General features: G+C 71.2%; 20 protein-coding genes. 13 read left to right on the top strand and 7 right to left on the bottom strand.

Annotated features, from left to right (window positions below; translation table 11 throughout):
• The first annotated feature begins 17 nt into the window (after positions 1-17).
• From sufD to ACPPVX_RS03445, 11 genes are all read left to right on the top strand, one after another.
• Complete coding sequence (gene sufD / locus ACPPVX_RS03495; RefSeq protein ID WP_426573502.1) at positions 18-1,094, top strand: Fe-S cluster assembly protein SufD; 1,077 nt, start codon at positions 18-20, stop codon at positions 1,092-1,094.
• Positions 1,091-1,426 carry a Rieske (2Fe-2S) protein gene (locus ACPPVX_RS03490; protein ID WP_426573501.1) on the top strand — a complete coding sequence of 112 codons (336 nt, stop codon included), beginning with the start codon at positions 1,091-1,093 and terminating at the stop codon, positions 1,424-1,426. Before sufD ends, ACPPVX_RS03490 begins: the two co-directional genes overlap by 4 nt.
• Positions 1,426-2,223, top strand: a complete 798-nt coding sequence (sufC, locus tag ACPPVX_RS03485; protein WP_426573500.1) for a Fe-S cluster assembly ATPase SufC — start codon at positions 1,426-1,428, stop codon at positions 2,221-2,223. The genes ACPPVX_RS03490 and sufC (ACPPVX_RS03485) overlap by 1 nt, the downstream gene beginning before the upstream one ends.
• A 43-nt stretch (positions 2,224-2,266) precedes the next feature.
• Entirely contained in the window at positions 2,267-4,321 is a 2,055-nt protein-coding gene (locus ACPPVX_RS03480) for a hypothetical protein (RefSeq protein ID WP_426573499.1), read from the top strand.
• Positions 4,314-4,577, top strand: a complete 264-nt coding sequence (locus ACPPVX_RS03475) for a 4a-hydroxytetrahydrobiopterin dehydratase (protein WP_426573498.1) — start codon at positions 4,314-4,316, stop codon at positions 4,575-4,577. The genes ACPPVX_RS03480 and ACPPVX_RS03475 overlap by 8 nt, the downstream gene beginning before the upstream one ends.
• Before the next feature lie 132 nt (positions 4,578-4,709).
• On the top strand, positions 4,710-6,848 hold the full coding sequence (locus ACPPVX_RS03470; protein ID WP_426573497.1) for an ABC transporter permease subunit: 2,139 nt from the start codon (positions 4,710-4,712) through the stop codon (positions 6,846-6,848).
• Positions 6,845-9,880 (top strand): MFS transporter, encoded by a 3,036-nt coding sequence (locus ACPPVX_RS03465; protein WP_426573496.1) that lies wholly within the window; start codon positions 6,845-6,847, stop codon positions 9,878-9,880. Before ACPPVX_RS03470 ends, ACPPVX_RS03465 begins: the two co-directional genes overlap by 4 nt.
• Entirely contained in the window at positions 9,877-11,595 is a 1,719-nt protein-coding gene (locus ACPPVX_RS03460) for a hypothetical protein (RefSeq protein ID WP_426573495.1), read from the top strand. Before ACPPVX_RS03465 ends, ACPPVX_RS03460 begins: the two co-directional genes overlap by 4 nt.
• Positions 11,596-11,774: 179 nt before the next feature.
• Positions 11,775-12,131 (top strand): arsenate reductase family protein, encoded by a 357-nt coding sequence (locus ACPPVX_RS03455; RefSeq protein ID WP_426573494.1) that lies wholly within the window; start codon positions 11,775-11,777, stop codon positions 12,129-12,131.
• A gap of 76 nt (positions 12,132-12,207) precedes the next feature.
• Positions 12,208-12,801, top strand: coding sequence for a SigE family RNA polymerase sigma factor (locus ACPPVX_RS03450; protein ID WP_426573493.1), 594 nt, complete (start codon positions 12,208-12,210; stop codon positions 12,799-12,801).
• Entirely contained in the window at positions 12,798-13,955 is a 1,158-nt protein-coding gene (locus tag ACPPVX_RS03445; protein ID WP_426573492.1) for a hypothetical protein, read from the top strand. The genes ACPPVX_RS03450 and ACPPVX_RS03445 overlap by 4 nt, the downstream gene beginning before the upstream one ends.
• A gap of 124 nt (positions 13,956-14,079) precedes the next feature.
• Here the strand turns inward: ACPPVX_RS03445 and lon are convergent, their stop codons facing one another.
• Positions 14,080-16,494: an endopeptidase La gene (lon, locus tag ACPPVX_RS03440; protein ID WP_426573491.1), complete on the bottom strand. Its 2,415-nt coding sequence runs from the start codon at positions 16,492-16,494 to the stop codon at positions 14,080-14,082.
• A 218-nt stretch (positions 16,495-16,712) separates the two neighbouring features.
• On the opposite strand from lon, the gene ACPPVX_RS03435 reads away from it, so the two are divergent.
• Positions 16,713-18,125, top strand: a complete 1,413-nt coding sequence (locus ACPPVX_RS03435) for a DUF222 domain-containing protein (RefSeq protein ID WP_426573490.1) — start codon at positions 16,713-16,715, stop codon at positions 18,123-18,125.
• A gap of 75 nt (positions 18,126-18,200) precedes the next feature.
• Here ACPPVX_RS03435 and ACPPVX_RS03430 read toward each other — a convergent pair whose 3' ends face one another.
• The 6 genes from ACPPVX_RS03430 to sufC (ACPPVX_RS03405) form a co-directional block, all read right to left on the bottom strand.
• Positions 18,201-18,872 carry a hypothetical protein gene (locus ACPPVX_RS03430; protein WP_426573489.1) on the bottom strand — a complete coding sequence of 224 codons (672 nt, stop codon included), beginning with the start codon at positions 18,870-18,872 and terminating at the stop codon, positions 18,201-18,203.
• Positions 18,873-19,056: 184 nt separating this feature from the next.
• The gene (locus ACPPVX_RS03425; protein WP_426573488.1) at positions 19,057-19,740 is read right to left on the bottom strand and encodes an enoyl-CoA hydratase/isomerase family protein; all 684 of its coding nucleotides are present in this window, start codon (positions 19,738-19,740) and stop codon (positions 19,057-19,059) included.
• Positions 19,741-19,789: 49 nt separating this feature from the next.
• Complete coding sequence (locus tag ACPPVX_RS03420; RefSeq protein ID WP_426573487.1) at positions 19,790-20,170, bottom strand: VOC family protein; 381 nt, start codon at positions 20,168-20,170, stop codon at positions 19,790-19,792.
• A gap of 31 nt (positions 20,171-20,201) precedes the next feature.
• Positions 20,202-20,690, bottom strand: coding sequence for a Fe-S cluster assembly sulfur transfer protein SufU (gene sufU, locus ACPPVX_RS03415; RefSeq protein WP_426573486.1), 489 nt, complete (start codon positions 20,688-20,690; stop codon positions 20,202-20,204).
• A gap of 21 nt (positions 20,691-20,711) precedes the next feature.
• A complete protein-coding gene (locus ACPPVX_RS03410; protein ID WP_426573485.1) occupies positions 20,712-21,956 on the bottom strand; it encodes an aminotransferase class V-fold PLP-dependent enzyme in 1,245 nt (414 codons plus the stop codon).
• Positions 21,957-21,966: 10 nt separating this feature from the next.
• A complete protein-coding gene (gene sufC, locus ACPPVX_RS03405; RefSeq protein ID WP_426573484.1) occupies positions 21,967-22,728 on the bottom strand; it encodes a Fe-S cluster assembly ATPase SufC in 762 nt (253 codons plus the stop codon).
• Positions 22,729-22,904: 176 nt separating this feature from the next.
• Between sufC (ACPPVX_RS03405) and msrA the strand changes: the two genes are divergently transcribed.
• Positions 22,905-24,032 (top strand): peptide-methionine (S)-S-oxide reductase MsrA, encoded by a 1,128-nt coding sequence (gene msrA, locus ACPPVX_RS03400; RefSeq protein ID WP_426573483.1) that lies wholly within the window; start codon positions 22,905-22,907, stop codon positions 24,030-24,032.
• The last annotated feature ends 159 nt before the right edge of the window (positions 24,033-24,191 follow it).

The raw sequence follows: 24,191 nt of genomic DNA, 5'->3' as shown, positions 1-24,191 counted from the left end.
CGAGCGCCGAAGAAGAGGTGTGGCGCTACAGCCGCGTCGGCGAGCTGGCCCTCGACACGTTCACGCCCACCGCCGACGCCGTCGCCACCGACGTGCCCGTGCCGCAGGAGTGGATCGACAAGGGCGTGTCCATCGCCCGGGCGGCCGACCTCACCGACGGCACCTCGGGGCTCGGCTCGGTCGCCGCCGGCGGCCCCGACGTGTTCGCCACGCTCAACGACGCCTTCAGCGTCGACCCCATCGTCATCACCGTGCCCCGAGGGGTCCGCCTCACCGAGCCGCTCATCGTCGGCACGCACCTCTCGGGCGAGCACGCCATCGGGTTCCCCCGCCTGGTCGTGCTGGTGGGTGAAGCGGCCGAAGCCATCGTGATCGAGCGCACCACCTCGTCGGCCGACACCGTCTTGTCGGTGCCGCTCACCGAGCTGCGCGTCGAGCGGGGCGGCCGCCTCGACTTCGTGGCCATCCAGCAGCTGGGCGAGCAGGCCTGGCAGGTCGGATCCCTCGTCGCCGACGTCGGCCAGGAGGCGCACCTGCGGGTGGGGCTCGTCGGCCTCGGCGGCGCCTACGCCCGCCTCCGCACCGACTGCACCCTGTCGGGCCGCGGCGGCACCGGCGACCTCCTCGCCGCCTACTTCGGCGATGGCGACCAGACGCTCGACTTCCGCACCTTCCAGCACCACAACGCCCCCGACACCACCTCCAACCTGCTCTTCAAGGGGGCGGTCGGGGGCCACAGCCGGTCCGTCTACACCGGCCTCATCCGGGTCGACAAGGAAGCGCGCGGCACCAACGCCTTCCAGACCAACCGCAACGTCAAGCTCTCCGAGCACGCGTGGGCCGAGTCGGTGCCCAACCTCGAGATCGAGACGAACGACGTCCGGTGCAGCCACGCCTCCACGGTGGGCCCGGTCGATCCCGAGCAGCGCTTCTACCTCGAGAGCCGCGGGGTGCCGCCCACCATCGCCGACCGCTTGATCGTGGCCGGGTTCTTCGACGAGGTCGTCCGCCAGCTGCCCGATGCCGCGCTCGTGGCCGAGGTCACCCTGCGCATCGCCGAGAAGCTCGACCGGGTCGCCGAGGACCTCCGATGACGGCGCACCCCATCGCGCCGCTCGCGGCGCTGACCGATGGCGAGGCCCAGCGCTTCGACGTCGACGACCACCGCGTCGCCGTCGTGCGGATCGGGTCCGACGTGTACGTGATCGGTGACGTCTGCACCCACCAGGACATCTCGCTGTCCGAGGGCGAGGTCGACGCCAAGACCTGCCACATCGAGTGCTGGAAGCACGGCAGCTCCTTCTCGCTGGTCACCGGCGAGCCCGATGTGCTGCCGGCCACGCGGGCGGTGCCGGTGTACCGGGCGTGGGTCGACGAGCACGACGAGGTGTTCGTCGAGATCGACGACGCCGAAGGGACCAACTGATGTCTGAACTGGTGATCGAAGGCCTGCGGGCCGGCGTCGACGGCAAGGAGATCCTCAAGGGGATCGATCTCGTCGTGCGCTCCGGCGAGGTGCACGCCGTCATGGGCCCCAACGGCTCGGGCAAGTCCACCCTCTCGCACGTGATCATGGGCCGGCCCGGCTACCAGGTCATCGGGGGCTCCATCACGCTCGACGGGGTCGACGTGCTGGCCATGGACACCTGGGAGCGGGCGCAGGCGGGCCTGTTCCTCGCGCTGCAGTACCCCACCGAGGTGCCCGGCGTGTCGGTCGAGGCGGTGCTCGAAGCGGCGTTCGCCGCCGGCGGCAAGGACACCTCCACGGTGGCTGCGGCCGTCCTCACCGAGGCCGGGCGCATCGGGTTCGCCGAGCGGTTCCTGGGCCGAGACCTCAACGTCGACCTCTCGGGCGGCGAGAAGAAGCGCAACGAGACGCTGCAGCTGGGCGTCCTCGCACCCAAGATCGCCATCCTCGACGAGCTCGACTCCGGGCTCGACGTCGATGCGCTGCGGGCCTGCTCGCGCCGCGTCGAGCAGGCCACCACCGAGACCGGTCTCGGGGTGCTGGCCATCACCCACTACACGCGGCTGCTCAACGAGCTGAAGCCCGACGTGGTCCACATCCTGGCCAAGGGCGCCATCGTGAAGACCGGCGGTCCCGAGCTGGCCGACGAGCTCGAGCGAGACGGCTACGCCGCCTACCTGCCCGAGGGCGAGAAGGCACCCGCCGAGGCAAATCCCCTTGCCGACCCGTTTGGTCCTGGCCCCTTCGGCGCCTGAGGCTGCCCCCCTCACCCCTGGGGTCCGCCACTACAGTCGCCGGGTGCACCGACTGCGAGACCTCGCGGCCCGGCAGCGGTGGCTCGTCCTGGCGATTGCCCTGGCCCTGGTGGCCCCGTTCGCGGCCAGCGTCATCAACAGCGCCCGCGTCGACTGGACGCCGAGCAACGACGAGGCGCTGATCGCCCTGCGCGTCCACGAGGTCTTCAGCGCGCACCCGCCCCTCACCGGCCAGCCGAGCACCGCCAGCCACTACGTCAAGGACGATCCGCCGCCGCGCCACCCGGGCCCGATCGAGTTCTACCTGCTGGCGCCCACGGTGAAGCTGCTCGGCTCCGACCTCGGCATGCCGATCGGGGTCGGCATCATCAACGCCGGCTCGGTGCTGATCGCCGCGTGGGTGGTGTTCCGCCGAGGCGGGGTGATGGCCGGGCTGCTCGGATCGGTGGTGATCTCGTCGCTCGCCTGGTCAGAGGGGCCGGCCCTGTTGACCGATCCGATCAGCTCGAACGCCGGCGGGATCCCGATGCTGGCGCTGGCCGCCCTGGCGTGGGCCATCGTCGACGGCGACATCAGGCTGCTGCCCCTGACCGCGCTCGTCTTGGCCTACGTGGCCCAGCAGCACCTGGCGGTCCTCGGCGTGGCCCTGGGCATCTCGCTCTACATCGGGCTGGGGGTGCTGCTCAGCGTCGTGGCCTGGCTCCGCTGGCGGCGCACCCGTGCGGGCACCGATCCGCCCACCGACCCCGTCGACGCCGCGATCGCCGGGGTGCCGGAGACCACGGCGCCGGTCGTCGACGACAGCGTGCCCGACCCGGTCGGGCCCCTGCCGTGGATCCTGGGCGCCGTGGGCGTGTCGCTCGTGGCGTGGCTGCCCGTGCTCATCGACCAGCTGTGGGGGTCGGGCAACATCTCGCGCATGGGCCGGTTCGCCCAGTCCTCCGAGCGAGAGGTCCAGGGCTTCTGGTCCGGGGTGCACCAAGGGCTGCGGGCCCTGGGCGCGCCGCCGCTGGTGCTGCGCACCCGCCTGTCCGGCGTCGACATGTTCGCCCCGCTGAGCAAGGCGGCCATCGCCGGCTCGCTGCTCGTCATCGTCGCCCTGGTGGCCATCGCCGTGCTCGACCGCCGGCGCAACCGGTCTCGCGCCACGCTGGCCGTCACCGCGCTGGTGACCGCGCTCATCGGCGCGTACAACGGCACCAACGTCCCCGCCTCGCTCGAGGCCCAGCGCATCAACTTCTACCGCTGGATGTTCGTGACGAGCGTGCTGGCCTGGATCGCGCTGCTCTGGGCGCTCGGCTCGTGGCTGGCTCGGCGTCGGGCGGTGGCCGAGCGGTCGCCGCAGCTGCGCCCGATCGTGGCCGGCGTCGCGCTGGTGGCCATCGCCCTCATCCCGGTGGCGAGCATCGGGTTCGCCGGGCCGCGGGTGCGGCGAGACCAGGCCCTGTTCGACTTCGAGCACACGATGAACGCCAAGGTGGCCGAGGCCACCAAGGGCAAGCGCCGGGTCCTGGTCATCCCGCTGGGGGCGTCCGCCGTGCTGGCCACCGCGCCACCCGTGGCGCTCGAGCTGGTGGAGCAGGGGCACGTGCTCGGGGTCCCGCGCAACCAGGACGAGGGCTACGGCGACCGCAACGTGGAGAAGGGCGACTACGACGCCGCCGTGGTGATCGTCTCGGCCACGGACCCGATCGACCCCCTGCCAGGGAAGCTGGTCGCCCGGCTCGACCTCGACCCCGCTCGGGCCGCTCGCGCCGAGGCGGCCGACCAGATCCGGGGGCAGGATGTGGTCGTGTCACCCAACGCCGATGAGGTGCTCCGCGGCCTCCACGGAGAGGACGGCCTGCTCCAGAACGACGGCCAGCGCGCCTTCGTCGCCCAGGTGCTCGCCAGCCTGGCCGACGATCCCGAGGAGGCCCTGCGCAGCCCGGTCGTGCTGGAAGCGCTGAAGGCCGGGTACTTCACCTCGCCGGTGATCGACCCCGACCTGCTCGACGAGCTGATCGCCAACCCCGCGCAGAACTCGTGGAAGGACTCGATCATCGAGGCCTGGGTGCTCACCCCCGAGCAACTGAAGGAGTTCCGGAACCATGACTGATGCATCCGCAGCACCCGACATCCCCGCCGGCTGGGATCTGGTCGACGGCCACCTGCACCGCGAGCTCGAGTTCGCCGACTTCGCCGAGGCGTTCGCGTTCATGCGGCGGGTTGCGGTCGAGGCCGAGCGCCTCGACCACCACCCCGACTGGTCCAACTCGTGGAACCGGGTCGTGATCGACCTCATGAGCCACGACGTGGGCCACCTCACCGCTCGCGACACCGCCCTCGCCGACGCCATCAGCGCCTGCCTCTGACCCCCGCCCGATCTCGCCCGGGGTCGGGCGCACGCCGAGACGGGCGAACAACTTGCATGTAGGGTGCAAGGACTTTGCCGGACAGGGGTCGTCCGGGATCTGTCGTCAGCACAGGGGAATCGACTGTCGCCCATGAGTCGCCGCCGCGGCCTGGATCTCCAGGTCCCTTCCGCACTCCGACCGCTCGGGCCGTACGTGCCGGCCCTCGCGATCCTGGTGCTGCAGCTGGTGGTGTTCCCGATGGGGATCGGCACGTGGGCGCTGGGCGTGGTGGTCGGCCTGCTCACGGCCCTGGTGGCGCTCGGGCTGGCCCTCATCTACCGGGCGAACCGCATCCTCAACTTCGCACAGGGCGATCTCGGGACCATCCCCACCACGCTGTCGGTCGGGCTGATCGCCGTGTCCGGCCTGCCGTACCTGCTGGGCGTGGTCCTCGGACTGGCCGCCGCCATCGTGCTGGGCGCGGTGATCGAGCTGGCGATCGTGCGGCGGTTCCACCGGGCGCCGCGGCTGCTGCTCACCGTCGCCACGATCGGCCTGTCGCAGCTGCTCATCGTGTGCGGCCTGCTGATGCCCCGGCTGTGGCACAAGAAGATCTTCACCGACCAGACCCTGCCCGATCCGTTCCAGGCGCACCTCAGCATCGGGAGCCAGATCTTCGGCGGGAGCGAGATCACGGCGATGATCGTCGCGCCGCTGCTGCTGGTCGGCCTGGCCCTGTTCCTGCGCGGCACCGACGTCGGCATCGCGGTGCGGGCGAGCGCCGAGCGCACCGATCGCGCCGCGCTGCTCGGCATCCCGGTCCGGCGCCTCCAGACCCTGGTCTGGTCGGTCGCGGCGGTGCTGTCGTTCGCCGGCGTCTTCCTGCACGTGTCGATCTTCGGGTTCAGCGCGGCCAGCGCCCTGAGCCCGCAGGCCCTGGTGTTCGCCATGGCGGCGCTGATCATCGGCCGCATGGACCACCTGCCGGCCATCACGCTCTCGGCGGTGGCGCTCGAGATCCTCGATCAGGGCGTCGTGGCCAAGTACCCCGCGCAGGAGGGCCGCAGCTACCTGGTGCTCGCCGCCGTGCTGCTCGTCGTGCTGCTCACCCGACGGGTGTCGATCCGCCGCTCCGACATCGACACCGCGTCGTCGTGGACCTCGGCCGACGAGGTCCGGCCGATCCCGATCGAGCTGGCCCGCCTCCGCCTGGTCCGCTGGTCGCGGGTGCTGCTGCCGGTGGCCGCGGTGGCCATCGCCGCGGTGCTGCCGCTCGTGCTGGCGCCGAGCCAGGAGCTCAAGGCGTCCACGGTGCTGGTGTTCGCCCTCATCACGCTGTCGGTGGTGGTGCTCACGGGGTGGGGAGGGCAGATCTCGCTCGGCCAGATGTCGTTCGTGGCCGTGGGGGCCGTGGTGGGCGCCATCTCCTCGGCCACGTGGCACATCGACCTGAGCCTGGCGCTCATCCTCGCCGGCCTGGCCGGCGCCGTGGTGGCGGTGGTCGTCGGGCTCCCCGCGCTGCGCCTGTCCGGCCTGTACCTCGCGGTCACCACGCTCACGTTCTCGCTGGCCTGCTCCAACTACCTGCTCAACCGCAAGGAGCAGAGCTGGATCCCGCGCGGCGACGTGACCCCCCGCCTGCTGTTCCGGCACTTCGACCTGGGCACCGAGGCGGCCATGTACGAGTTCGTGCTCGTCGTCGTCGTCCTCGCGTTCCTCGCGGTCGCCGGGATCCGTCACAGCCGGACCGGTCGGGTCCTGCTCGCCGTCCGTGACAACGAGCGCGGCGCAGCCGCCTATTCGGTGTCGGTCGTGCGGGCCAAGCTCCTCGGCTTCGCCCTGTCCGGCTTCCTCGCGGCGGTGGCCGGGTGCCTGCTGGTCCACGTGAACGGCGCCTACGACGAGAAGCCGTTCGTGGTGGCCGGGAGCCTCGGGGTGTTCACCGCGGCCGTCGTCGGTGGCATCGGCTCGCTCGCCGGTGCGGTGATCGGCTCGCTGTTCCTCAACGGCGGCCAGTGGTTCCTGCCGGCGCCGTGGCAGCTGCTGCCCTCGGCGCTGGGCGTGCTGGTCGTGCTGCTGGTGCTGCCGGGCGGGCTCGGCAACCTGGTGTACCGCCTGCGCGACGCCGGCCTGCGCTCGCTGGCCCGGCGGCGGGGGATCGTGGTGGCGAGCCTCTTGGCCGATGAGGGCGGCGACGACCTGCCCGAGGCCATCCGGGTGGCCATGCCGGAGCGGCCGGCGGGGCTCGACGGCTCGGCCGTCGACGAGCCGGTGGGGGTCGACTCGTGAGCACCGCCACCGCCCCCGTCGAGCCGGCCGACGATCCGGCGCCCGCGCCTGCCGCCACCGGCTCGCGCTGGCGGCCCGACTGGCTGGGCGCCGCCGGCTGGTACCCGCTGCTGATCCTGTTCGGGCTCAACATGGCCGACGAGCTCGACCGCAGCGCGTACCTGGTGCTGCTGCCCGAGATCCGCGACAGCTTCCACCTGTCCAACACCGGCATCTTGTCGGTGGTGGCGCTGGCGGCCGCGGTGGCCCTGCTGCTCACGGTCCCCATCGCCCACCTCGCCGACCGTTCCAACCGGGTCTACATCGCGCTCATCGGTGCGGCGGTCTGGGGGGCGTTCTCGTTCGGGACCGGCCTGGCCACCACGGTGCTGATCCTCGTGATCATGCGGTCGGGCGCCGCCATCGGCCAGGGCGTCGTGTTCCCCACGCACAACAGCCTGCTGGCCGACTACTACCCGATCTCCAGCCGCCCGCGGATCTACTCGATCCACCGCGCCGCCAACAGCATCGGCATCGTGCTCGGCCTGCTCATCGGCGCCGGGCTGGGCACGCTCTTCGGTTGGCGGGCACCGTTCCTGGTGTTCGCGGTGCCGACGTTCCTCCTGGTGATCCTGGGGCTCCGCCTGCGCGATCCGGGCCGCGGCCACTTCGAGCGCGAGGCCGCCGACCTCGGGGTCGACACCACGCTCGAGGAGCCGCCCCCGTCGTTCGCCGAGGCCATCCGCATGGTGTGGACCATCCGCAGCCTGCGCCGCATCTTCACCGCGCTGCCGTTCCTGGCCGCGTCGATCGTGGGCTTCGGGTCGCTCGCCGCGCTGCAGTACGCCGAGACGTTCGACCTCACCGAGTGGCAGCGGGCGTGGGCCAACATCCCCGTGCAGTTCGTCGAGATCGCCGGCATCGTCATCGGGGCCCGGCTGACCACCAAGGCCCTGGGCAAGGGCGCCTCGGAGATCTTCAAGGCGCTGGCCTACGCCTCGGCGCTCGCCGCGGTCATGGCACTGGTGTTCGCCACCGCCGCCAACGTGTTCGTCGCCATCGCCGCCCACTGCCTGATCGCCGGCGCCCTCGTGATCGTCGGGCCGGGCGTGCTGGCGTCGCTCTCGCTGGCCATCCCGCCGCGGGCCCGTTCGATGGGCTTCTCCATCGGGGCGCTGTTCGTGCTGCCCGGCCTGGTCGTCATCCCGCTCGTCGGCTGGATGGGCGACACGTGGGGCTTCCGCTGGGGCATGGTGCTGATGGCGCCCGTGTTCCTGATCGGCGGCCTGCTCATCGCCTCGGTCGGCCGGGTGATCGATGACGACATCGCCCAGGTGTGGACGGGCGCTGCCACGCGGGCCCAGATGCTCGAGGACCGGGCCCAGGGCAAGCTCCCGCTGCTCACCGTGCGCAAGGTGCAGGTGGCCTACGGCGACGTGCGGGTCCTGTTCGGGGTCGACATCGACGTGGCCGAGGGCGAGATCATCGCCCTGCTCGGCACCAACGGCGCCGGCAAGTCCACGCTGCTCAAGGCCATCTGCGGGGTGGCCCCAGCCGATCGTGGGGCCGTCGTGTTCGACGGGCGCGACATCACCCACGCCCCGCCCGACGAGATCGCCCCCCTCGGCATCGCCATGGTGCCGGGCGGCCAGGGCGTGTTCCCGTCGCTCACCGTCACGGAGAACCTGCGGGCCGCCGGCTGGATGCTGCGCCGCGACAGCGCGCTGCGCTCGGAGCGGGTCGCCGAGGCGCTCGCCCTGTTCCCCATCCTCCAGCAGCGGATGGACGACCCCGCGGCCGACCTGTCCGGCGGCCAGCAGCAGATGCTGGCGCTGGCGATGGCCTTCCTCACCCGGCCGAAGCTGCTCATGATCGACGAGCTGTCGCTCGGCCTGGCTCCGGTGGTGGTGGAGCAGCTGCTCGACGTGGTCCGCAGCCTCCGCGACCAGGGCACCACGATCATCCTGGTCGAGCAGTCGGTCAACGTCGCCCTCACGGTCGCCGACACCGCCTACTTCATGGAGAAGGGCGAGATCCGCTTCCACGGGCCCACCGCCGACCTGCTCGACCGCCCCGACGTGCTGCGCTCGGTCTTCCTCCAGGGCGCGGCGGCGGGCCTCGGCGACCAGCACGGCGCGCCGTCGGCCCCGGTGCCGGTGAAGCTCAACGGCGCGCTGGGGGCTGCGTTCGCGTCGGAGCCCGTCGCCGACGAGGACCACCCCGGCAGCGGGCCGGGCCTCACGGTCGATGGCCTGTCGGTGTCGTTCGGCGGCATCCGGGCGGTCGACGACGTCACGTTCTCGGTGGCCCCGCGCGAGGTGGTCGGCCTGATCGGGCCCAACGGCGCGGGCAAGACCACGTTGCTCGACCTCATCTCCGGCTTCCTGCCGGCCGATGGCGGTCAGGTCCAGCTCGGCGCCACCGACCTCACCGGGCTCAGCCCCGATCGGCGGGCCCTACTGGGGCTCGGGCGCAGCTTCCAGGACTCGCGGCTGTTCCCCTCGCTCACCGTCGAAGACACCCTCATGGTGGCGCTGGAGCGCTGGCTCGACGTGCGCGATCCGCTCAACGCCGCCTTCCGCCTGCCGCCGTTCGTCGACAGCGAGACCGCCGCCCACCACCGGGTCGACGAGCTGATCGAGCTGCTCGGGCTCGAGGCGTTCCGCACCAAGTTCATCGGCGAGCTGTCCACCGGCTCGCGCCGGGTGGTCGACCTCGGCTGCGTCCTGGCCCACCGTCCGTCGGTCGTCCTGCTCGACGAGCCGTCGTCGGGCATCGCCCAGCGAGAGGCCGAGGCGATGGGCCCGCTGCTGCTGCGCATCCGCGACGCGCTCGACGCCAGCCTCATCGTGATCGAGCACGACATGACCCTCATCTCGTCGGTCTCGGACCGACTCGTCGCCCTCGACCAGGGCCGCCTCATCACCATCGGCACGCCCGCCGAGGTGCTGGCGCACCCCGACGTGGTCGAGTCGTACCTGGGCGGCGATCGAGCCGTCATCAGCCGTTCCGGTCCTGCCTCGGCAGCCGGTGCCACCACGGAGCCCTCATGACCCCTCCCACCGCCACCCCTCCTCCCCGCCGCTCGCTCGTGGCGAGGTTCGGGCCGCTGGTCGTCGTCCTCGTCGCCATCGGCCTGGTCGCCGCCCTGTCGTCCACGGGCCGCAACGAGTCGGTCAGCGCCAAGGGTGCGCCCGCATCGGGCAGCCAGACCGGCAGCGCCAACGCCCAGCTGCCCGTCTACTACCAAGACGCCAAGGCCGAAGGCGACCTCGACCAGTACGACTTCGGCCCCAAGTGCGACCCGGCCACCGGTCGCATGAAGGTCCCGTCGCTGTACGCGCCGCCGTGCGCCGCGGCCCGTCCCGACGTGAAGCCCAACGTCAGCCCCCAAGGGGTGACCGCCACCCAGATCACCGTCGTGGTCTACGTGCCGGCCGACGACGACCTGGCCGCCAGCCTCCAGGGCCAGCTCGACACCAAGGCCGACACCGCCACCACCACCAAGAACGTCATCGACATGTTCGCCAACACCTACGAGACGTGGGGCCGCAAGATCAAGGTGGTCAAGCTCAAGGGCTCGGGCTCCGACGAGACCTCGGCCCGGGCCGACGCGGTGAAGGTGGCCGAGGAGATCAAGGCCTTCGCCTCGGTGGGCGGCCCGGCCCAGGAGTCGGCCTACGCCGAGGAGCTGGCCAAGCGCGGCGTGGTGTGCGTGTCGTGCGGCCTGTCGATGCCCGACTCCACCTACCAGAAGTACAAGCCCTACCTGTGGGGCAACCTCCAGACCCCAGAGCAGTACCTGCTCAACCTGGGCGACTTCATCATCGAGCGCCTGCTCGGCAAGAAGGCCGAGTTCGCCGGCAGCCCCGAGCTCCGGTCGCAGACCAGGAACTTCGGCGTGGTCCACTTCGAGCAGGATCCGCCGGTGTTCAGCGGAGTCGAAGCCGCGGTCGACAAGTCGGGGAAGGCACGCGGGTACGACCCCGCGGTCAACCTCACCTACCAGCTGGTGATCCCCGACCTGCCGGAGAAGGCGCGCGTCCTGATCTCCCGGCTCAAGGAGGCCAAGGTCACCTCCGTCGTGTTCCTGGGCGACCCGGTCATGCCGATCTACCTCACCAAGGCGGCCACCGACCAGAACTACTTCCCCGAGTGGATCATCACCGGCACCGTGCTCACCGACACCACCGTCTTCGGTCGGGAGTACGACCAGAAGCAGTGGGCCCACGCCTTCGGCGTCTCGAGCCTCCCGGCCCGCGTCCCCCAGAACAAGACCGACGCCTGGACCACCTACCAGTGGTACTGGGGCGCGAAGCCACCTGCCGCCAAGACCGTCGCGGTGATCACCGAGCCGATCCGCACGCTGATGACCGGCATCCACATGGCCGGGCCGCACCTCACGCCCGAGACGTTCCGCGACGGCCTGTTCGCCTACCCGCCCACCGGTGGCTATCCCACCGCGCCGCGGATCTCGTTCGGCGACCACGACCTGTTCCAGAACCCCGACTTCACCGCGGTCGACGACATGGGCGTGATCTGGTGGAACCCCGACCTGCGCGGCCCCGACGAGCAGGGCAAGGTCGACAAGGGGATGATGATGGCGGCCGACGGCGGCAAGCGGTACCTCCCCGGCGAGATGCCGCACACCCCGGCCAACGTCTTCGACCCCAAGGGGGCGGTGGCGCTCTACCCCGAGGTCCCTGCCGACGCCAAGCCGCCGCAGTACCCGCCGCCGTGCCCCGGCGGCTGCAAGCCCACCCTCTAGCCAGCCACCCACCCCCGCCCACCCCACGGCTTTTCTGGTCGATCTTCCCCCGAGCAGGGGGAAGATCGACCAGCGCTCGGCGCCCCTGGGATCTTCTGGTCGATGCTCCACCGTGGAGGGGGAAGATCGACCAGCGTTTGGCGGGGCAGCGGGGGACGGGCGCTCGGTAGGGTCGGGCCATGGCCGATGTGACCCTCTTCCACAACCCGAACTGCTCCACGTCGCGGCACGCGCTCGACGAGGTCAACGCGGCAGGCGTCGACACCGATGTGGTGCAGTACATCAAGGACCCGCTGACCGCGGCGGAGCTCCTCGACCTGATCGACAAGCTCGAGGACCCGCCCGCCGACCTGGTCCGCAAGGACGGCTTCTTCAAGGACCAGGGCCTGGTCGAGGGCGACTACACCGACCCGCAGGCGGTGGCGACGCTGCTCGAGCAGTACCCGCGGCTCATGCAGCGCCCGGTCCTGGTCAAGGGCGACACCGCCATCATCGGCCGTCCCAAGGACCGCGTCGCCGAGTTCCTCAAGGACTGAGCGCGACGGAGATCTCCGCCGCCGGGTAAACCCTGGAGGTGGCCTGCGGCGTGTAGCGGGCATGGAGATCAGCCGAGTGGACGATCCAACGACCACCGGGGCCCCGCCCCCACCCCTCGATCCGGAGCCAGACCCGCACCGCGACCTGCCGCTGGTGTTCGAGATCGGGCACGGTCGGACGTACGCGTTCGACGCCGTGTTCCGCGCCGACCACCGTGCCATCGTCGCCCTGGTGTGGGCGCTCTCGGGCAGCCGGGCCGTCGCCGAGGAGATCACGCAGGAGGCGTTCCTCAAGGCGCACGTCCGCTGGGATCGGATCGGCCGGTACGACAACCCGGGCGCATGGGTGCGTCGGGTGGCGATCAACCTGGCCACGTCGAACCGCCGGCGGGGCCAGGCCGAGGAGCGGGCCCTCGGGCGGATCGGCGGCGTGAGCGAGGCGGCCGACCGCACCGCGGATGTGGTGGGGGCCGACCGCTTCTGGTCGGCCGTGCGCACCCTGCCCGAGCGCCAGCAGGCGGTGGTGGCGCTGCACTACCTGGAGGACCGGTCCGTCGTCGACGTGGCCGAGGTGCTCGGCATCGCCGAGGGGACCGTGAAGGCCCATCTCCACAAGGCCCGGGCGGCACTCGCCGCCCGGCTCGTGATCGACCCGGAGGACGCACGATGAACGACGACCGCATCGACACCCTGGCCCGTGGGGCCGCCGCCGATCTGCACCGCCAGGTCGACGAGATCGACACGGAGGCGGCGCTCACCGCCTTCCACCGCACGGCCGGCGGCGGCCGGCACCGGGCCCGGCGGCTGGTGACCGGCCGGCGGTCGCTCACCCTGGTGGCGGCCGCGGTGCTCGTGGTGGGCGTGCTGGCGCTGGCCGCCGGCGCCTTCCGCGGGGGTGACCGCTCGCAGCGGGTGGGCACGGTGCCCGCGGAGCCCGTCGACCCGCAGTCCTACGGTCCGCTGCTCGGCACGCTCCACGGCCTCGACGCCCCCGCCCTCACGGCGAGGGTCTACGGCCCCGCCGCGCTCGAGGACCGCTCCGAGGTGGCCGTCGCCATCACGGGCGGGCTCCCGGGTCAGGACTACCTCGTCACCCAGTGCGCGGTGGGCGATCCCGACTACACCCCGGTCGTCAACTGCGGTCCGGGCCAGCACCTGATCCTCGATCACGACGGCACCGGGGTGGGCGTGGTGGAGGCGTGGACCGTGTTCGACGGGCAGGGCGCCCCGTACCGCAACGACTGCCGGGCGGTCGCCTGCGAGCTCCAGATCTCAGCCCTCATCGGGCCCGGCCAACCCGACGAAGGCCGGCCGGGCACGAAGTTCGCCGAGCAGCCCGAGATCTCCGAGGCGCTGAGCCGGTCGCCCTGGATCCCGATCCACTTCGCCGACGATGCCGGGGCCCCGCCCCTGCCGGCGATCACGGCCACGTTCCTCGAGCGGACCGGTGAGGGCACCCGGGTGCGGATCGAGGGCACCGAGCTGAAGCCGGGCCGAGCCTCGATCGTGGTCGATGGGTTCTTCGAGCAGCCCACCGGGTTCCGGCGCCACCTGTCGGGCGTGGGCCCGACGGAGATCGCCCGCGCTGACGTGGCCGACGACGGCGCCCTCTCGATGGAGGTGACCCTGCCCGATGCCATCACCGAGACCGGCGAGCACGTGGTCAACGGGGTGGTGCAGGACCCGGAGGTCCTGGCCTGTGGGGTCGGCACCTCGTACTGCACGGTCCAGGTCCTCCCGCTCGAACGCGGCCCCGACCCCGCCTCCGGCTCCGCCCGCCTCCCGCTCGTCGCCCAGCCGGTCCGCTATCCCGAAGGGCCCTGACCGGGACCCCTGACGCGACTTCGGGTCACGCAGCCACCTCAGCGGTGGGCGCGTGACCCGAGTCGGTTGGTGGGGCCGGTCGACAGGGGGTTCGAGTGGCCCCGGGGTTGGGGGGATGGGTGGGTCAGGCGGCGGCGGCCTGGTCGACGGTGTCGGCGACGGGGGTGGGCTCGAGGGCCCAGCCGATGACCTCGTCGACGGTCTTGGCGAAGTGGATCTCCAAGTCGTCTCGGATGGCCTCGGGCACGTCGTCGATGTCGGGCTCGTTGCGCAGCGGGAGGATCACCTCGCGGATGCCGACCCGGTGGGCCGCCATCACCTTCTGCTTGACCCCGCCGATCGGCAGGACGTGACCCTGGAGGGTGACCTCACCGGTCATCGCCACCGTGCTCTTGACCGGTCGGCCCGTGAAGAGGCTGACCAGCGCGGTGCTCATGGCGATGCCCGCTGAGGGGCCGTCCTTGGGCGTGGCGCCGGCGGGGAAGTGCACGTGCACCGCCCGGCGGTCGGCGCCCTCGGGGATGCCGAGGTGCTCGCGGTTGGCCCGGACGTAGGAGAGGGCGATGCGAGCCGACTCCTTCATGACGTCGCCCAGCTGGCCGGTGACCAGCAGGTCGGACCGCTCGTCGTCGCCCTTGTCGGCAGGCAGCGCGGTGGCCTCGACGAAGAGGACGTCGCCGCCCGCTCCCGTGACCGCCAGCCCCGTCACCACGCCGGGCACCGAGGTGCGGTCGGCGATGTCGGTGTCGTGGAAGCGGTCGCGGCCGAGCAGCTCGGCCACCTTGGCCTCGTCGACCAGGACGGGCTCCGACTCGTTGGTGGCCACCTGGGCCGCCACCTTGCGGAGGACCTTGGCGAGCGCACGCTCCAGGGAGCGGACGCCGGCTTCACGGGTGTGGGCCCGGACGACCCGCCGCAGCGCGTCCTCCGTGATGGTCACCTCGTCGGGCCGGATGCCGGCCCGCTCCAGCTGGCGAGCCAGCAGGTGGTCGCGGGCGATGGCGACCTTCTCGTCTTCGGTGTAGCCGTCGAGGCTCACGATCTCCATGCGGTCGAGCAGGGGACCGGGGATGGTGTCGAGCTGGTTGGCCGTGGCGATGAAGATCACGTCGGACAGGTCGAGGTCGACCTCGAGGTAGTGGTCGCGGAACGAGTGGTTCTGCGCCGGGTCGAGCACCTCGAGGAGGGCGGCCGACGGGTCGCCCCGCCAGTCGTTGCCCACCTTGTCGATCTCGTCGAGGAGGACGACGGGGTTCATGGTCTTGGCCTCGGTCATGGCCCGGACCAGCCGGCCGGGGCGGGCACCGACGTAGGTGCGTCGGTGGCCGCGGATCTCGGCCTCGTCGCGCACGCCGCCCAGGGCGACCCGCACGAAGCTGCGGCCGAGCGCCCGGGCGATGGACTCGCCCAAGCTGGTCTTGCCGACGCCGGGAGGCCCGACGAGGGTGAGGATGGTGCCCTGGCGGACCGGGGCAGGAGCCTCGGCGTCGGGGTCGGCGGTGATGGCCGCCTCGGCGGCCCGCTCGGCCCGGAGCTTGCGCACGGCGAGCTCCTCGACGATGCGGTCCTTGACCTCTTCGAGGCCGGTGTGGTCGGCGTCGAGCACCGCACGGGCGTTGCTCAGCTCGAGGTTGTCGGTGGAGCTGTTGCCCCACGGGATCTCCAGCACCGTGTCGAGCCAGGTGATGATCCAGCCGTGCTCGGGCGACTGCTCGGAGCTGCGCTCCAGCTTGTCGATCTCTCGCTCGGCGGCCACCCGGACGTCGTCGGGCAGGTCGCGCTCGGCCAGCTTCTCGCGGTAGGCGTCGGGACCCTGGGCGGCGTCGCCGCCCTCGCTGTCGCCCAGCTCCTTGCGGATGGCGGCCAGCTGCTGGCGCAGGATGAACTCGCGCTGGTTCTTCTCCAGCCCGTCGCTCACCTCGGCGCGGATCTTCTCCTGCAGGGAGTGCTCGGCGAGGGCCTCCTTGACCCAGCTGAGGACCCGGCGGACCCGCTCGGTCACGTCGACGGTCTCGAGCAGCTCGATCTTGCGCTCGAGCGACAGGTCGGGCCACCAGCCGGCGGCGTCGGCCAGGGCGTCGGGCTCGTCGAGGCCGCGGAGGATCTCGGCCAGCCGACGGCCGCCGATCTCCTCGAACAGCTCGCGGAAGCCGGCGCGCAGCTCGGAGCCGAGCTCCCTGGCTTCGTCGGTGACCTCGGGGTGGACGGGCTCGGCCTGGAGCCACAGGACGGTGCCGGTCCCGGCGACGCCGGTCCGCAGCAGGGCCCGCTCGTGGGCCCGGACGACCAGGGCGTCGACCCCGGAGGGCAGCTGGCCGGTGGACTCGATGGTGGCGATGGTGCCGACGACGGCGTGGCGGCCGTCGAGGCGGGGGACGAGCAGGAGCCGGTTGTCGTCTCCCGTGGCCTCGACCGCGGCCTTGGCCTCGTCGGATTCGAGGGCGATGGTGAGCACCATGCCGGGGAGCACCACGCCGTTGGGCAGGGGCAGCACCGGCAGGGTCAGCAGCTCGGTCGAGGGGGTGGTGGTATCAGCCATGGGAGGCTCCTCAGGTCTTGCGGGACCCGAACAACCGTACCGGCGAACTTGCTATTCCCACCATCAACTTTCCTGAGATGGCGGGAATAAACCCTGCTCAATGGTACCGACGTTCCCTCGCGTTGACACCTGGCCTGATGGCTCGCGTCAAATCGGACATCTACTGAAAGAGGTTGAAAGGGCTCCTGGCTGTCAGACCCCCTAGGGATGATGGACCCATGCCCGCCACCTCCATCACTGCGACCGCTGCGGAGGTGCTGGCGCGGTTGGACGAGGTGATGGCGGCGGTGGCAGGGCTGGCGTTGGTGCCGGGTGATGTGAGCGAGGCGTTGGCGTTGGCTCGCGGGGTGGAGCGGGCGGGGCGGCGGATGGTGGCGTTGCAGGTGGGGGTGGTGCAGGCGATCGAGGATGGTGGCCTTCATCGTCTCGATGGGCATGCGACGCCGGCGGTGATGGTGCGGCATGCGGCGAACGTGTCGAATCGGGAGGCGAAGCGGCGGGCGCGGGCGGGCCGGGCGTTGCGGGATCTGCCGTCGGTGGCCAGTGGCTTTGCGGCGGGGTCGATCGGGGTGTGCCAGGTGCAGCGGATCGCGTTGGTGCATGCGAACAAGCGGGTGCGGGCCCGGTTCGTGGCGCTCGATGCGCAGGTGGCGGTGCTGGCGCAGCGGTTGCCGTACGTGGAGCTGGATCGGCGGTTGACGAACTGGGTGCTGGCCGCCGACGAGGACGGCACCGCGGATCGGAGTCGTCGCAACCACGAAGACCGCGATGTTCGGGTGACGGACAACTACGACACGTCGTGGACCGTGCTGGGGTCGTTCGGGTCGCTCGATGGGGCGCAGCTGCACGCGATCTTGTGTGCGTTCATCGATGCCGAGCACCAGGCCGATTGGGCCGAAGCCCGCGCCCGGTACGGCGATGCGACGACGGCCGAGCACCTGGGCCGCACCGACGCGCAGCGCCGTGCCGATGCGATGACGCGGATCTTCCGCATCGCGGCGGATGCGTGGGCGGCGGCGCCGGGCGGCTCCGCGATCGACGTCAACATCGTGATCGACGAGGAGACGTTCGAACGGCACCTCCGCCGCGCAGCGGGAGCAGAGGTCGAGCCCCGCCTCGACCTCGACCTCGCGCCCCAGCCCGGCGACCCCGACCACCCCGACCTCGGCCCCACCCCCAATGCCGAGCCCGCGGCCGCGCCCCACGCGCCGGTAGCGCCGGTGGCGACCGGGTCGGGGTCGACGTACCGGTGCGAGACGCTCGACGGGCACCCCATCGACCCGTCCCAAGCGGTCGCCCACGCCCTGCTCGCCCGGGTTCGCCGGGTCGTGTTCGACGCCCGCGGCGTCGTCATCGACCTCGGCGAGCGCCAGCGCCTCTTCACCGGCTCCGCCCGCCTCGCCGTCCAGCTCGCCCACACCCACTGCTACTGGCCCGGCTGCCAGGTCCCCGCCACCGCCTGCCAGGCAGACCACCTCTTCGGCTGGCAGGGCGGCGGCCCAACCAGCCCCGGAAACGGGGCACCCCTCTGCGGGCGGCACAACCGGTACAAAGAACACGGCTTCACCGTCCGCCCCGACCAACGCGGCCGCCTACACACCCACCGCCCCGACGGCACCCGCATCCACTGACCCCGACGCGGGCGCGGTGGCGCGCCCCGTAGGTGCTTGTGGTCCAGCTCGGCCGGGTGGACGGCTGCGAACGGATCAGGACGGCACGACCCGCAGTGCTGACGAGTCCCAGGATTCCGTCTCACCCCCGGCCAGTCGTACGAAGACCTCAGCGTGGCCGGGCTCGCCTGCCCGGGGAGAGAGGCCAACCACCGTCCCGAGGGACTCGCCCCTTGCCGCGACACGAGCGCCCACGACCAGCTGGGGATCGAAGACGGCATCGGTCGGCTCCTCGGCGACACCGGCAGCGTGCAGCAGCGAGGCGACGCGGTCGGCGGATTCGGTCACGTCGATGCGGTGACGACGGCCATCGGTCCGGTGGAGGACCAGGGTGACCACGTTCCCCCGCAGCGGCAGGATCTCGGCGGCGGACACGTCGACCCACGGGATCCGCAACACGACCGCTGGGGTGGTTCGGTCCGCTACGACGTTGATGGTCATCGCGGTGGCATCCGCGGAGAACACGCCGTTGGCGAGCCGGCCGCCGCTGAGCTCTCCGACTCCAATGGTGGTCGCTGTCCGGTGGTTGAGGTCGGGCAGCTCCTGGTCGGATGTGAGCTGGAGGAAGCAGGGCGCCGCAAGGATGGCCCCAGCGGCTTCGATGCGGCTCATCTGCAGGCGCCGACTCCTCCGCACCAGCACCAGGATCGCCACCACCATCAGCGATGCCATGGCGAGCAGGACCAAGGTGCCCTGAACGCCCAGCACGCGAGCTCCTCGAGTGACACCGGCGAGCCCTAGCAACGATGGCAGGCCCCTGGTCAGGACACGCCGCTGCCGTCGGGTCCGTTCGGTCGGCTGGTAGGCCACCTTGGCCGCGCTCCTCGTCCTCAAGGTCGTGCCGGTACGAGCGTCATTCGACGAGTCTTGCCGTTGCCGTGCGGAAGGTTCGTCAGAGGTCGAGGGTGGGGGTGGCCGGGTCGATCGCCATCGCCGCGATCGATTTGGCCTTGGTGGACAGGAGCGCCTCGCGGGAGGCATCCGCGATCCGCCCGGCCCACTCCACGGCCGCCGCGGCCAGGTCTGCCGGTGCGGTCACCGCGCTGACGAGGCCGATCCTCAGGGCCTCGGCCGCATCGACCGAGCGACCGGTCATCGCCAGGTCCCGGGCGTGGCCGCCGCCGACGATGTGCAGCAGCGGCCGGAACACGATCGGTGCCCACTGGTGCTCGGGGTGGGCGAAGCGGGCCTCGGTGGAGGCCAGGCGGATGTCGCAGAGGCAGGCGAGGTCGAAGCCGCCCGCGAGCGCGGCGCCGTTGACGGCGGCGATCGTGGGCAGCGGGAACCGCAGGACCGTGTGGTGGAAGCGGTCGCTCGACGCCCACAGCGCGGCCTGGTGCTCGGGGGAGGCGTCGCCGAACTCGCTCAGGTCGAAGCCGGCGCTGAACACCGTGCCGGCGCCCGTGAGGATGACGACCTTCAGCTCGGGATCGTCGGCCAGCTCGTCGAGCGCGTCGCTCACCGCATCGCGCAGCGCGATCGACAGCGCGTTCTTCTTCTCGGGCCGGTTCAGCGTGACCCGCGCGACGGGCCCGTCCCGCTCGACCCGCAGGATCTCATCGCCCGTGGTGGCCATGACCCGAGTCTTGCGTCGATGCCGGCCCACGGCCAGGGTGGCCCCGGATTCACCCCTCCAGCTGGTGGGCGAGGTCGTGGCGGGGTTGGTAGAGCATCATCGAGCCCGCACCCGGGATCTCGATCGAGGTGACCCGGCCGAAGCCCGCCTCCTGCGTCTCGGCGTCGACCGTCACGCCCTTGGCGCGCAGCTCGGCGACCGTGGCCTCGAGGTCGGCGCACATGAGCGACAGCTGGTGGTGGGGCGTGGCCGGCCCCGTCTCGCCCTCCTGGCCTGCGGTGGGGTGCACCCCGAGCTCGCTGGGAGGTGACTTGAAGATGAGCCACCCACCGCCGGCATCGAGCGACGGCCACTCGAGCACGTCCCGGAAGAACGCTCGTGTGGCCTCAGGGTCGTCGGAGTAGACGATCGCGTGCATCCCATCGATCATGGGGCGACCGTACCAACCGGCGACCGCTCGATCAGGCGTCGGCGGTGGCTTGGAGGATGCCCTCGGCGAGCGTGTTCCAGGCGAGGGTGGCGCACTTGATGCGGACCGGGAACTTCACGACGCCGCGCAGGGCTTCGAGGTCTCCCAGCTTCACGTCCTCCGGGATCTCGACGTCGTCGTCGGCGGCGTCGCCGTAGGCGTCGAGCGAGCTCTCGTGGATGCTCATCATGGCCTTGAAGGCGTGGGTGAGCGCCTCGATCTCGGCGACCGTCTTGCCCTTCACCGCAGCCGACATCATCGACGCCGACGACTGGCTGATGGAGCAGCCGGTGCCGCCGATGCGGATGTCTTCGACCACGCCGGCGTCGTCGAGGTCGAGGTAGACCACGATCTCGTCGCCGCACAGGGGGTTGAAGCCCTCGGTGCGCGTGGCGGGAGGCGCGTCGAGCTCGCCCCGGTTCCGGGGGTTGCGGTAGTGGTCGAGGATGATCTCGCGGTAGAGATCCTCGAGTCCTGGCATGGTCGGCCTTCCGGGGTTAGTTCAGAACGAGAAGAAGCTTTGCGCGTCGGCCAGGGCATCGGCCAACGCATCGACGTCGTCGGTGTCGTTGTAGACGTAGAACGAGGCCCGAGCGGTGGCTCCGACGCCGAGCGCCTTCATCAGGGGCTTGGCGCAGTGGTGGCCGGGGCGGACGCACACGGCGTGCTCGTCGAGCACCTGCGCCAGGTCGTGGGGGTGGATGCCCTCCATGGCCATGCTCAAGACGCCGCCGCGCATGGCGGGCTCGGCGGGGCCGTGGATGGTGAGCTGGTCGCCGAACCGCTCGGTGAGCGTGCGCAGGGCGTAGGCGGTGATCGACACCTCGTGCTCGCGCACGGCGTCCATGCCCAGGGCGTCGAGGTAGTCGATCGCCGCGTGGAGGCCGATGATCTCGGCCACCGGCGGGGTGCCGGCCTCGAACTTGGCGGGCAGCGCAGCCGGGACGAACCCGTCGAGCGTGACGTTGAGGATCATGCCGCCGCCGCCGAGGAAGGTGGGCATGGCCTCGAGCAGCTCTTCGCGGCCCCACAGCACGCCGATGCCGGTGGGCCCGAGCATCTTGTGGCCGGAGAACGCGGCGAAGTCGACGCCCGTCTCGGCCAGGTCGGTGGGGAGGTGGGGGACGTACTGGCAGGCGTCGAGGCAGACCAGCGCGCCGGCGGCGTGGGCCTTGGCGGTGAGCTCGGCGATGGGGGTGATGGTGCCGGCGACGTTCGACATGGCGGTGAGGCCGAACAGCTTCACGCCGTCGAGCAGGGTGTCGATGTCGGTGAGGTCGAGCTGGGCGTCGGGGGTGAGCGGGATCCAGCGGATCTCGAAGCCCTTCTCGGCCTGGAGCTGGAACCAGGGGACGATGTTGGCGTGGTGCTCGAGCTGCGTGAGCAGCACGGCGTCGCCGGGGCCGAGGTTGGCCCGGCCCCACGACTGGGCGACCAGGTTGAGCGACTCGGTGGCGTTCTTGGTGAAGATGACCTCGGTCTCGGGGTTGGTGGCCCCGATGAACTGCCCGACGCGGACCCGGGAGGCCTCGAGCGCGTTGGTGGCGGCCTCGGCGATCTCGTAGACGCCGCGGTGCACGTTGGCGTTGATGGTCTCGTAGTAGGTGGTCATCGCATCGATGACGACCTGCGGCTTCTGGGACGACGCCGCCGAGTCGAGGAAGCGGATCGGCTTGCCCTTGAGCTCGCGCTGCAGGAGCGGGAAGTCTGCTTTGACCTTCTGGGGGTCGAACGGATCGATGGTCATGAGGCTCCCATCATGGTGCGACCGGCAACCGCCAGGCTTCGTAGCCTTCGGTCTCGAGCTTGGTGGCCAGCTCCATGCCGCCCGACGCCTCGATGCGGCCGTCGATCAGCAGGTGGACGTGGGTGGGCTGCAGCTCGTCGAGGAGCCGCTGGTAGTGCGTGACCACGAGCAGGCCGAGCTCCGGGCGGTCCTTCTGGACCTCGCGGACGCCTTCGGCGACCACGCGGAGGGCGTCGATGTCGAGGCCGGAGTCGGTCTCGTCGAGGATGGCCATCTCAGGCTCGAGGATGGCCATCTGCAGGATCTCGTTGCGCTTCTTCTCGCCGCCGGAGAAGCCCTCGTTGAGGTAGCGGTCGGCGAACGCCGGGTCCATGTCGAGGCGCTCCATCCACTCCATGATCGCCAGGCGCAGCTCCAGGACCGAGAGGTCGAAGCCCTTGCGGGCCGACAGGGCCTGGCGGAGGAAGTTGATGACCGACACGCCCGGGATGGCCTGCGGGTACTGGAAGGCCAAGAACAGGCCCGACTTGCCGCGGTCGTCGGGGCCCCAGTCGGTGATGTCGTCGCCCTTGAAGCGGATGCGGCCGCTGGTGATCTGGTACTCCGGGCTGCCGAGCAGGCTGCTGGCGAGGGTGGACTTGCCCGAGCCGTTGGGCCCCATCAGGGCGTGGATCTCGCCGACCCCGATGGAGAGGCTGACGCCCTTCAGGATCTCGTTGCCATCTGCACTGACGTGCAGGTCCTCGATTTCGAACAGCGGAGCGTCGGACATGGCGGTCAGTGTATTAGCACTACGCGGATAGTGGTAATGCCAGGCGGTGTTTCTCGGCACATCTGACGAACCGGTGAACGGGCCGGGCGCCGGGACCAAAACCAGGTGGCAGGCTGTTGAGTGGACTGTCCGAGACGTCCTCCCGACGTCCGCCGAGGTGCCCAGGAGGTACCGACATGCTGTTCTCCCGTTCGAAGCCCGACATGGTGACCCCCGAGACGGCCCTGCCCGACCACGACGAGCCCACGTTCGACATCAGCGGCGTCCACGCCGTGAACGGCCACTCCATGGTCCCGCCGTGGCCTGAGGGCACCGAGGTCGCCGTGTTCGCGATGGGTTGCTTCTGGGGCGCCGAGCGCATCTTCTGGCGCCTGCCCGGGGTGTTCTCCACCGCGGTCGGCTACGCCGGCGGGTTCACCCGCAACCCCACCTACAACGAGACCTGCACGGGCCGGACCGGTCACACCGAGGCCGTCCTGGTCGTCTACGACCCCGAGCAGATCTCCTACCGCCGCCTCCTCGAGGTGTTCTTCACCGAGCACGACCCCACCCAGGTCAACGGGCAGGGCAACGACCACGGCACCCAGTACCGCTCGGCGGTCTACGTGACCACCGACGAGCAGCTGGCCGAGGCCACCGCGGGCTTCGAGGTGTTCGGCGATGCCCTGGCCAAGGCGGGCAAGCGGCCCATCGCCACCGAGCTGGCTCCCGCCGGCGAGTTCTTCTACGCCGAGGAGTACCACCAGCAGTACCTGCACAAGAACCCGGGTGGCTACTGCGGCCTCCAGGGCACCGGTGTGGTGTGCCAGCTCCCCGGTCCGATCGCGGACCTGGGGGTCGACCTCGACGCCGCCGCGGTGTCCAAGGTGGTCGACGCGGCCGAGGTGGATCCCAAGCTGAAGCCCGTCCCCGAGTCCGATGACGAGTGGAAGCAGCGCCTCACCCCCGCCCAGTACCAGGTGCTGCGCGAGGCGGGCACCGAGCGGGCCTTCGCCGGCGCCTACACCGATGTCGAGGAGCCCGGGCTGTACCGCTGCATGGCGTGCGGCAACCCGCTCTACACCAGCGACACCAAGTTCCACAGCGGCAGCGGGTGGCCGAGCTTCACCGAGGCCGTGTCGCCCACCGCCATCGAGCTGATCGACGACTCCTCGCACGGCATGGTCCGCACCGAGGTCCGGTGCGGCCGGTGCCACAGCCACCTGGGCCACGTCTTCCCCGACGGTCCCCGAGACAAGGGCGGCCTGCGGTTCTGCATGAACAGCTGTGCCCTCGACCTCGACCAAGAGCCCGCCGAGGCCTGACCAGCGTCATCGTCGAGCGGACGGGGCCGCACCTTCGGGTGCGGCCCCCTTCGCGTCAGCGCTTGCGTGCGGGGCGCGGGTGCACCGAAAGATTCCGGACGTCCGGTATGTTTCATGGCCGATGGCCTCTCCGAGCAACGACGATCGCTGGCTCCACCC

Source organism: Aquihabitans sp. McL0605, from assembly GCF_049993875.1.
Lineage (GTDB): Bacteria > Actinomycetota > Acidimicrobiia > Acidimicrobiales > Iamiaceae > Aquihabitans.
Note: the sequence above shows the minus strand (reverse complement) of the source record. Positions and strands in the feature narration are given on the sequence as shown.

What these genes read in the sequence shown, in the direction of transcription:
- ACPPVX_RS03460 (WP_426573495.1), top strand. Translation starts at nt 9,877, where the DNA reads ATGACCCCTCCCACCGCCACCCCTCCTCCCCGCCGCTCGCTCGTGGCG.
- ACPPVX_RS03435 (WP_426573490.1), top strand. Translation starts at nt 16,713, where the DNA reads ATGCCCGCCACCTCCATCACTGCGACCGCTGCGGAGGTGCTGGCGCGG.
- ACPPVX_RS03425 (WP_426573488.1), bottom strand. Translation starts at nt 19,740, where the DNA reads ATGGCCACCACGGGCGATGAGATCCTGCGGGTCGAGCGGGACGGGCCC.
- sufU (WP_426573486.1), bottom strand. Translation starts at nt 20,690, where the DNA reads ATGCCAGGACTCGAGGATCTCTACCGCGAGATCATCCTCGACCACTAC.
- ACPPVX_RS03420 (WP_426573487.1), bottom strand. Translation starts at nt 20,170, where the DNA reads ATGATCGATGGGATGCACGCGATCGTCTACTCCGACGACCCTGAGGCC.
- ACPPVX_RS03455 (WP_426573494.1), top strand. Translation starts at nt 11,775, where the DNA reads ATGGCCGATGTGACCCTCTTCCACAACCCGAACTGCTCCACGTCGCGG.
- ACPPVX_RS03445 (WP_426573492.1), top strand. Translation starts at nt 12,798, where the DNA reads ATGAACGACGACCGCATCGACACCCTGGCCCGTGGGGCCGCCGCCGAT.
- sufC (WP_426573500.1), top strand. Translation starts at nt 1,426, where the DNA reads ATGTCTGAACTGGTGATCGAAGGCCTGCGGGCCGGCGTCGACGGCAAG.
- sufC (WP_426573484.1), bottom strand. Translation starts at nt 22,728, where the DNA reads ATGTCCGACGCTCCGCTGTTCGAAATCGAGGACCTGCACGTCAGTGCA.
- ACPPVX_RS03490 (WP_426573501.1), top strand. Translation starts at nt 1,091, where the DNA reads ATGACGGCGCACCCCATCGCGCCGCTCGCGGCGCTGACCGATGGCGAG.
- ACPPVX_RS03470 (WP_426573497.1), top strand. Translation starts at nt 4,710, where the DNA reads ATGAGTCGCCGCCGCGGCCTGGATCTCCAGGTCCCTTCCGCACTCCGA.
- lon (WP_426573491.1), bottom strand. Translation starts at nt 16,494, where the DNA reads ATGGCTGATACCACCACCCCCTCGACCGAGCTGCTGACCCTGCCGGTG.
- ACPPVX_RS03475 (WP_426573498.1), top strand. Translation starts at nt 4,314, where the DNA reads ATGACTGATGCATCCGCAGCACCCGACATCCCCGCCGGCTGGGATCTG.
- msrA (WP_426573483.1), top strand. Translation starts at nt 22,905, where the DNA reads ATGCTGTTCTCCCGTTCGAAGCCCGACATGGTGACCCCCGAGACGGCC.
- ACPPVX_RS03410 (WP_426573485.1), bottom strand. Translation starts at nt 21,956, where the DNA reads ATGACCATCGATCCGTTCGACCCCCAGAAGGTCAAAGCAGACTTCCCG.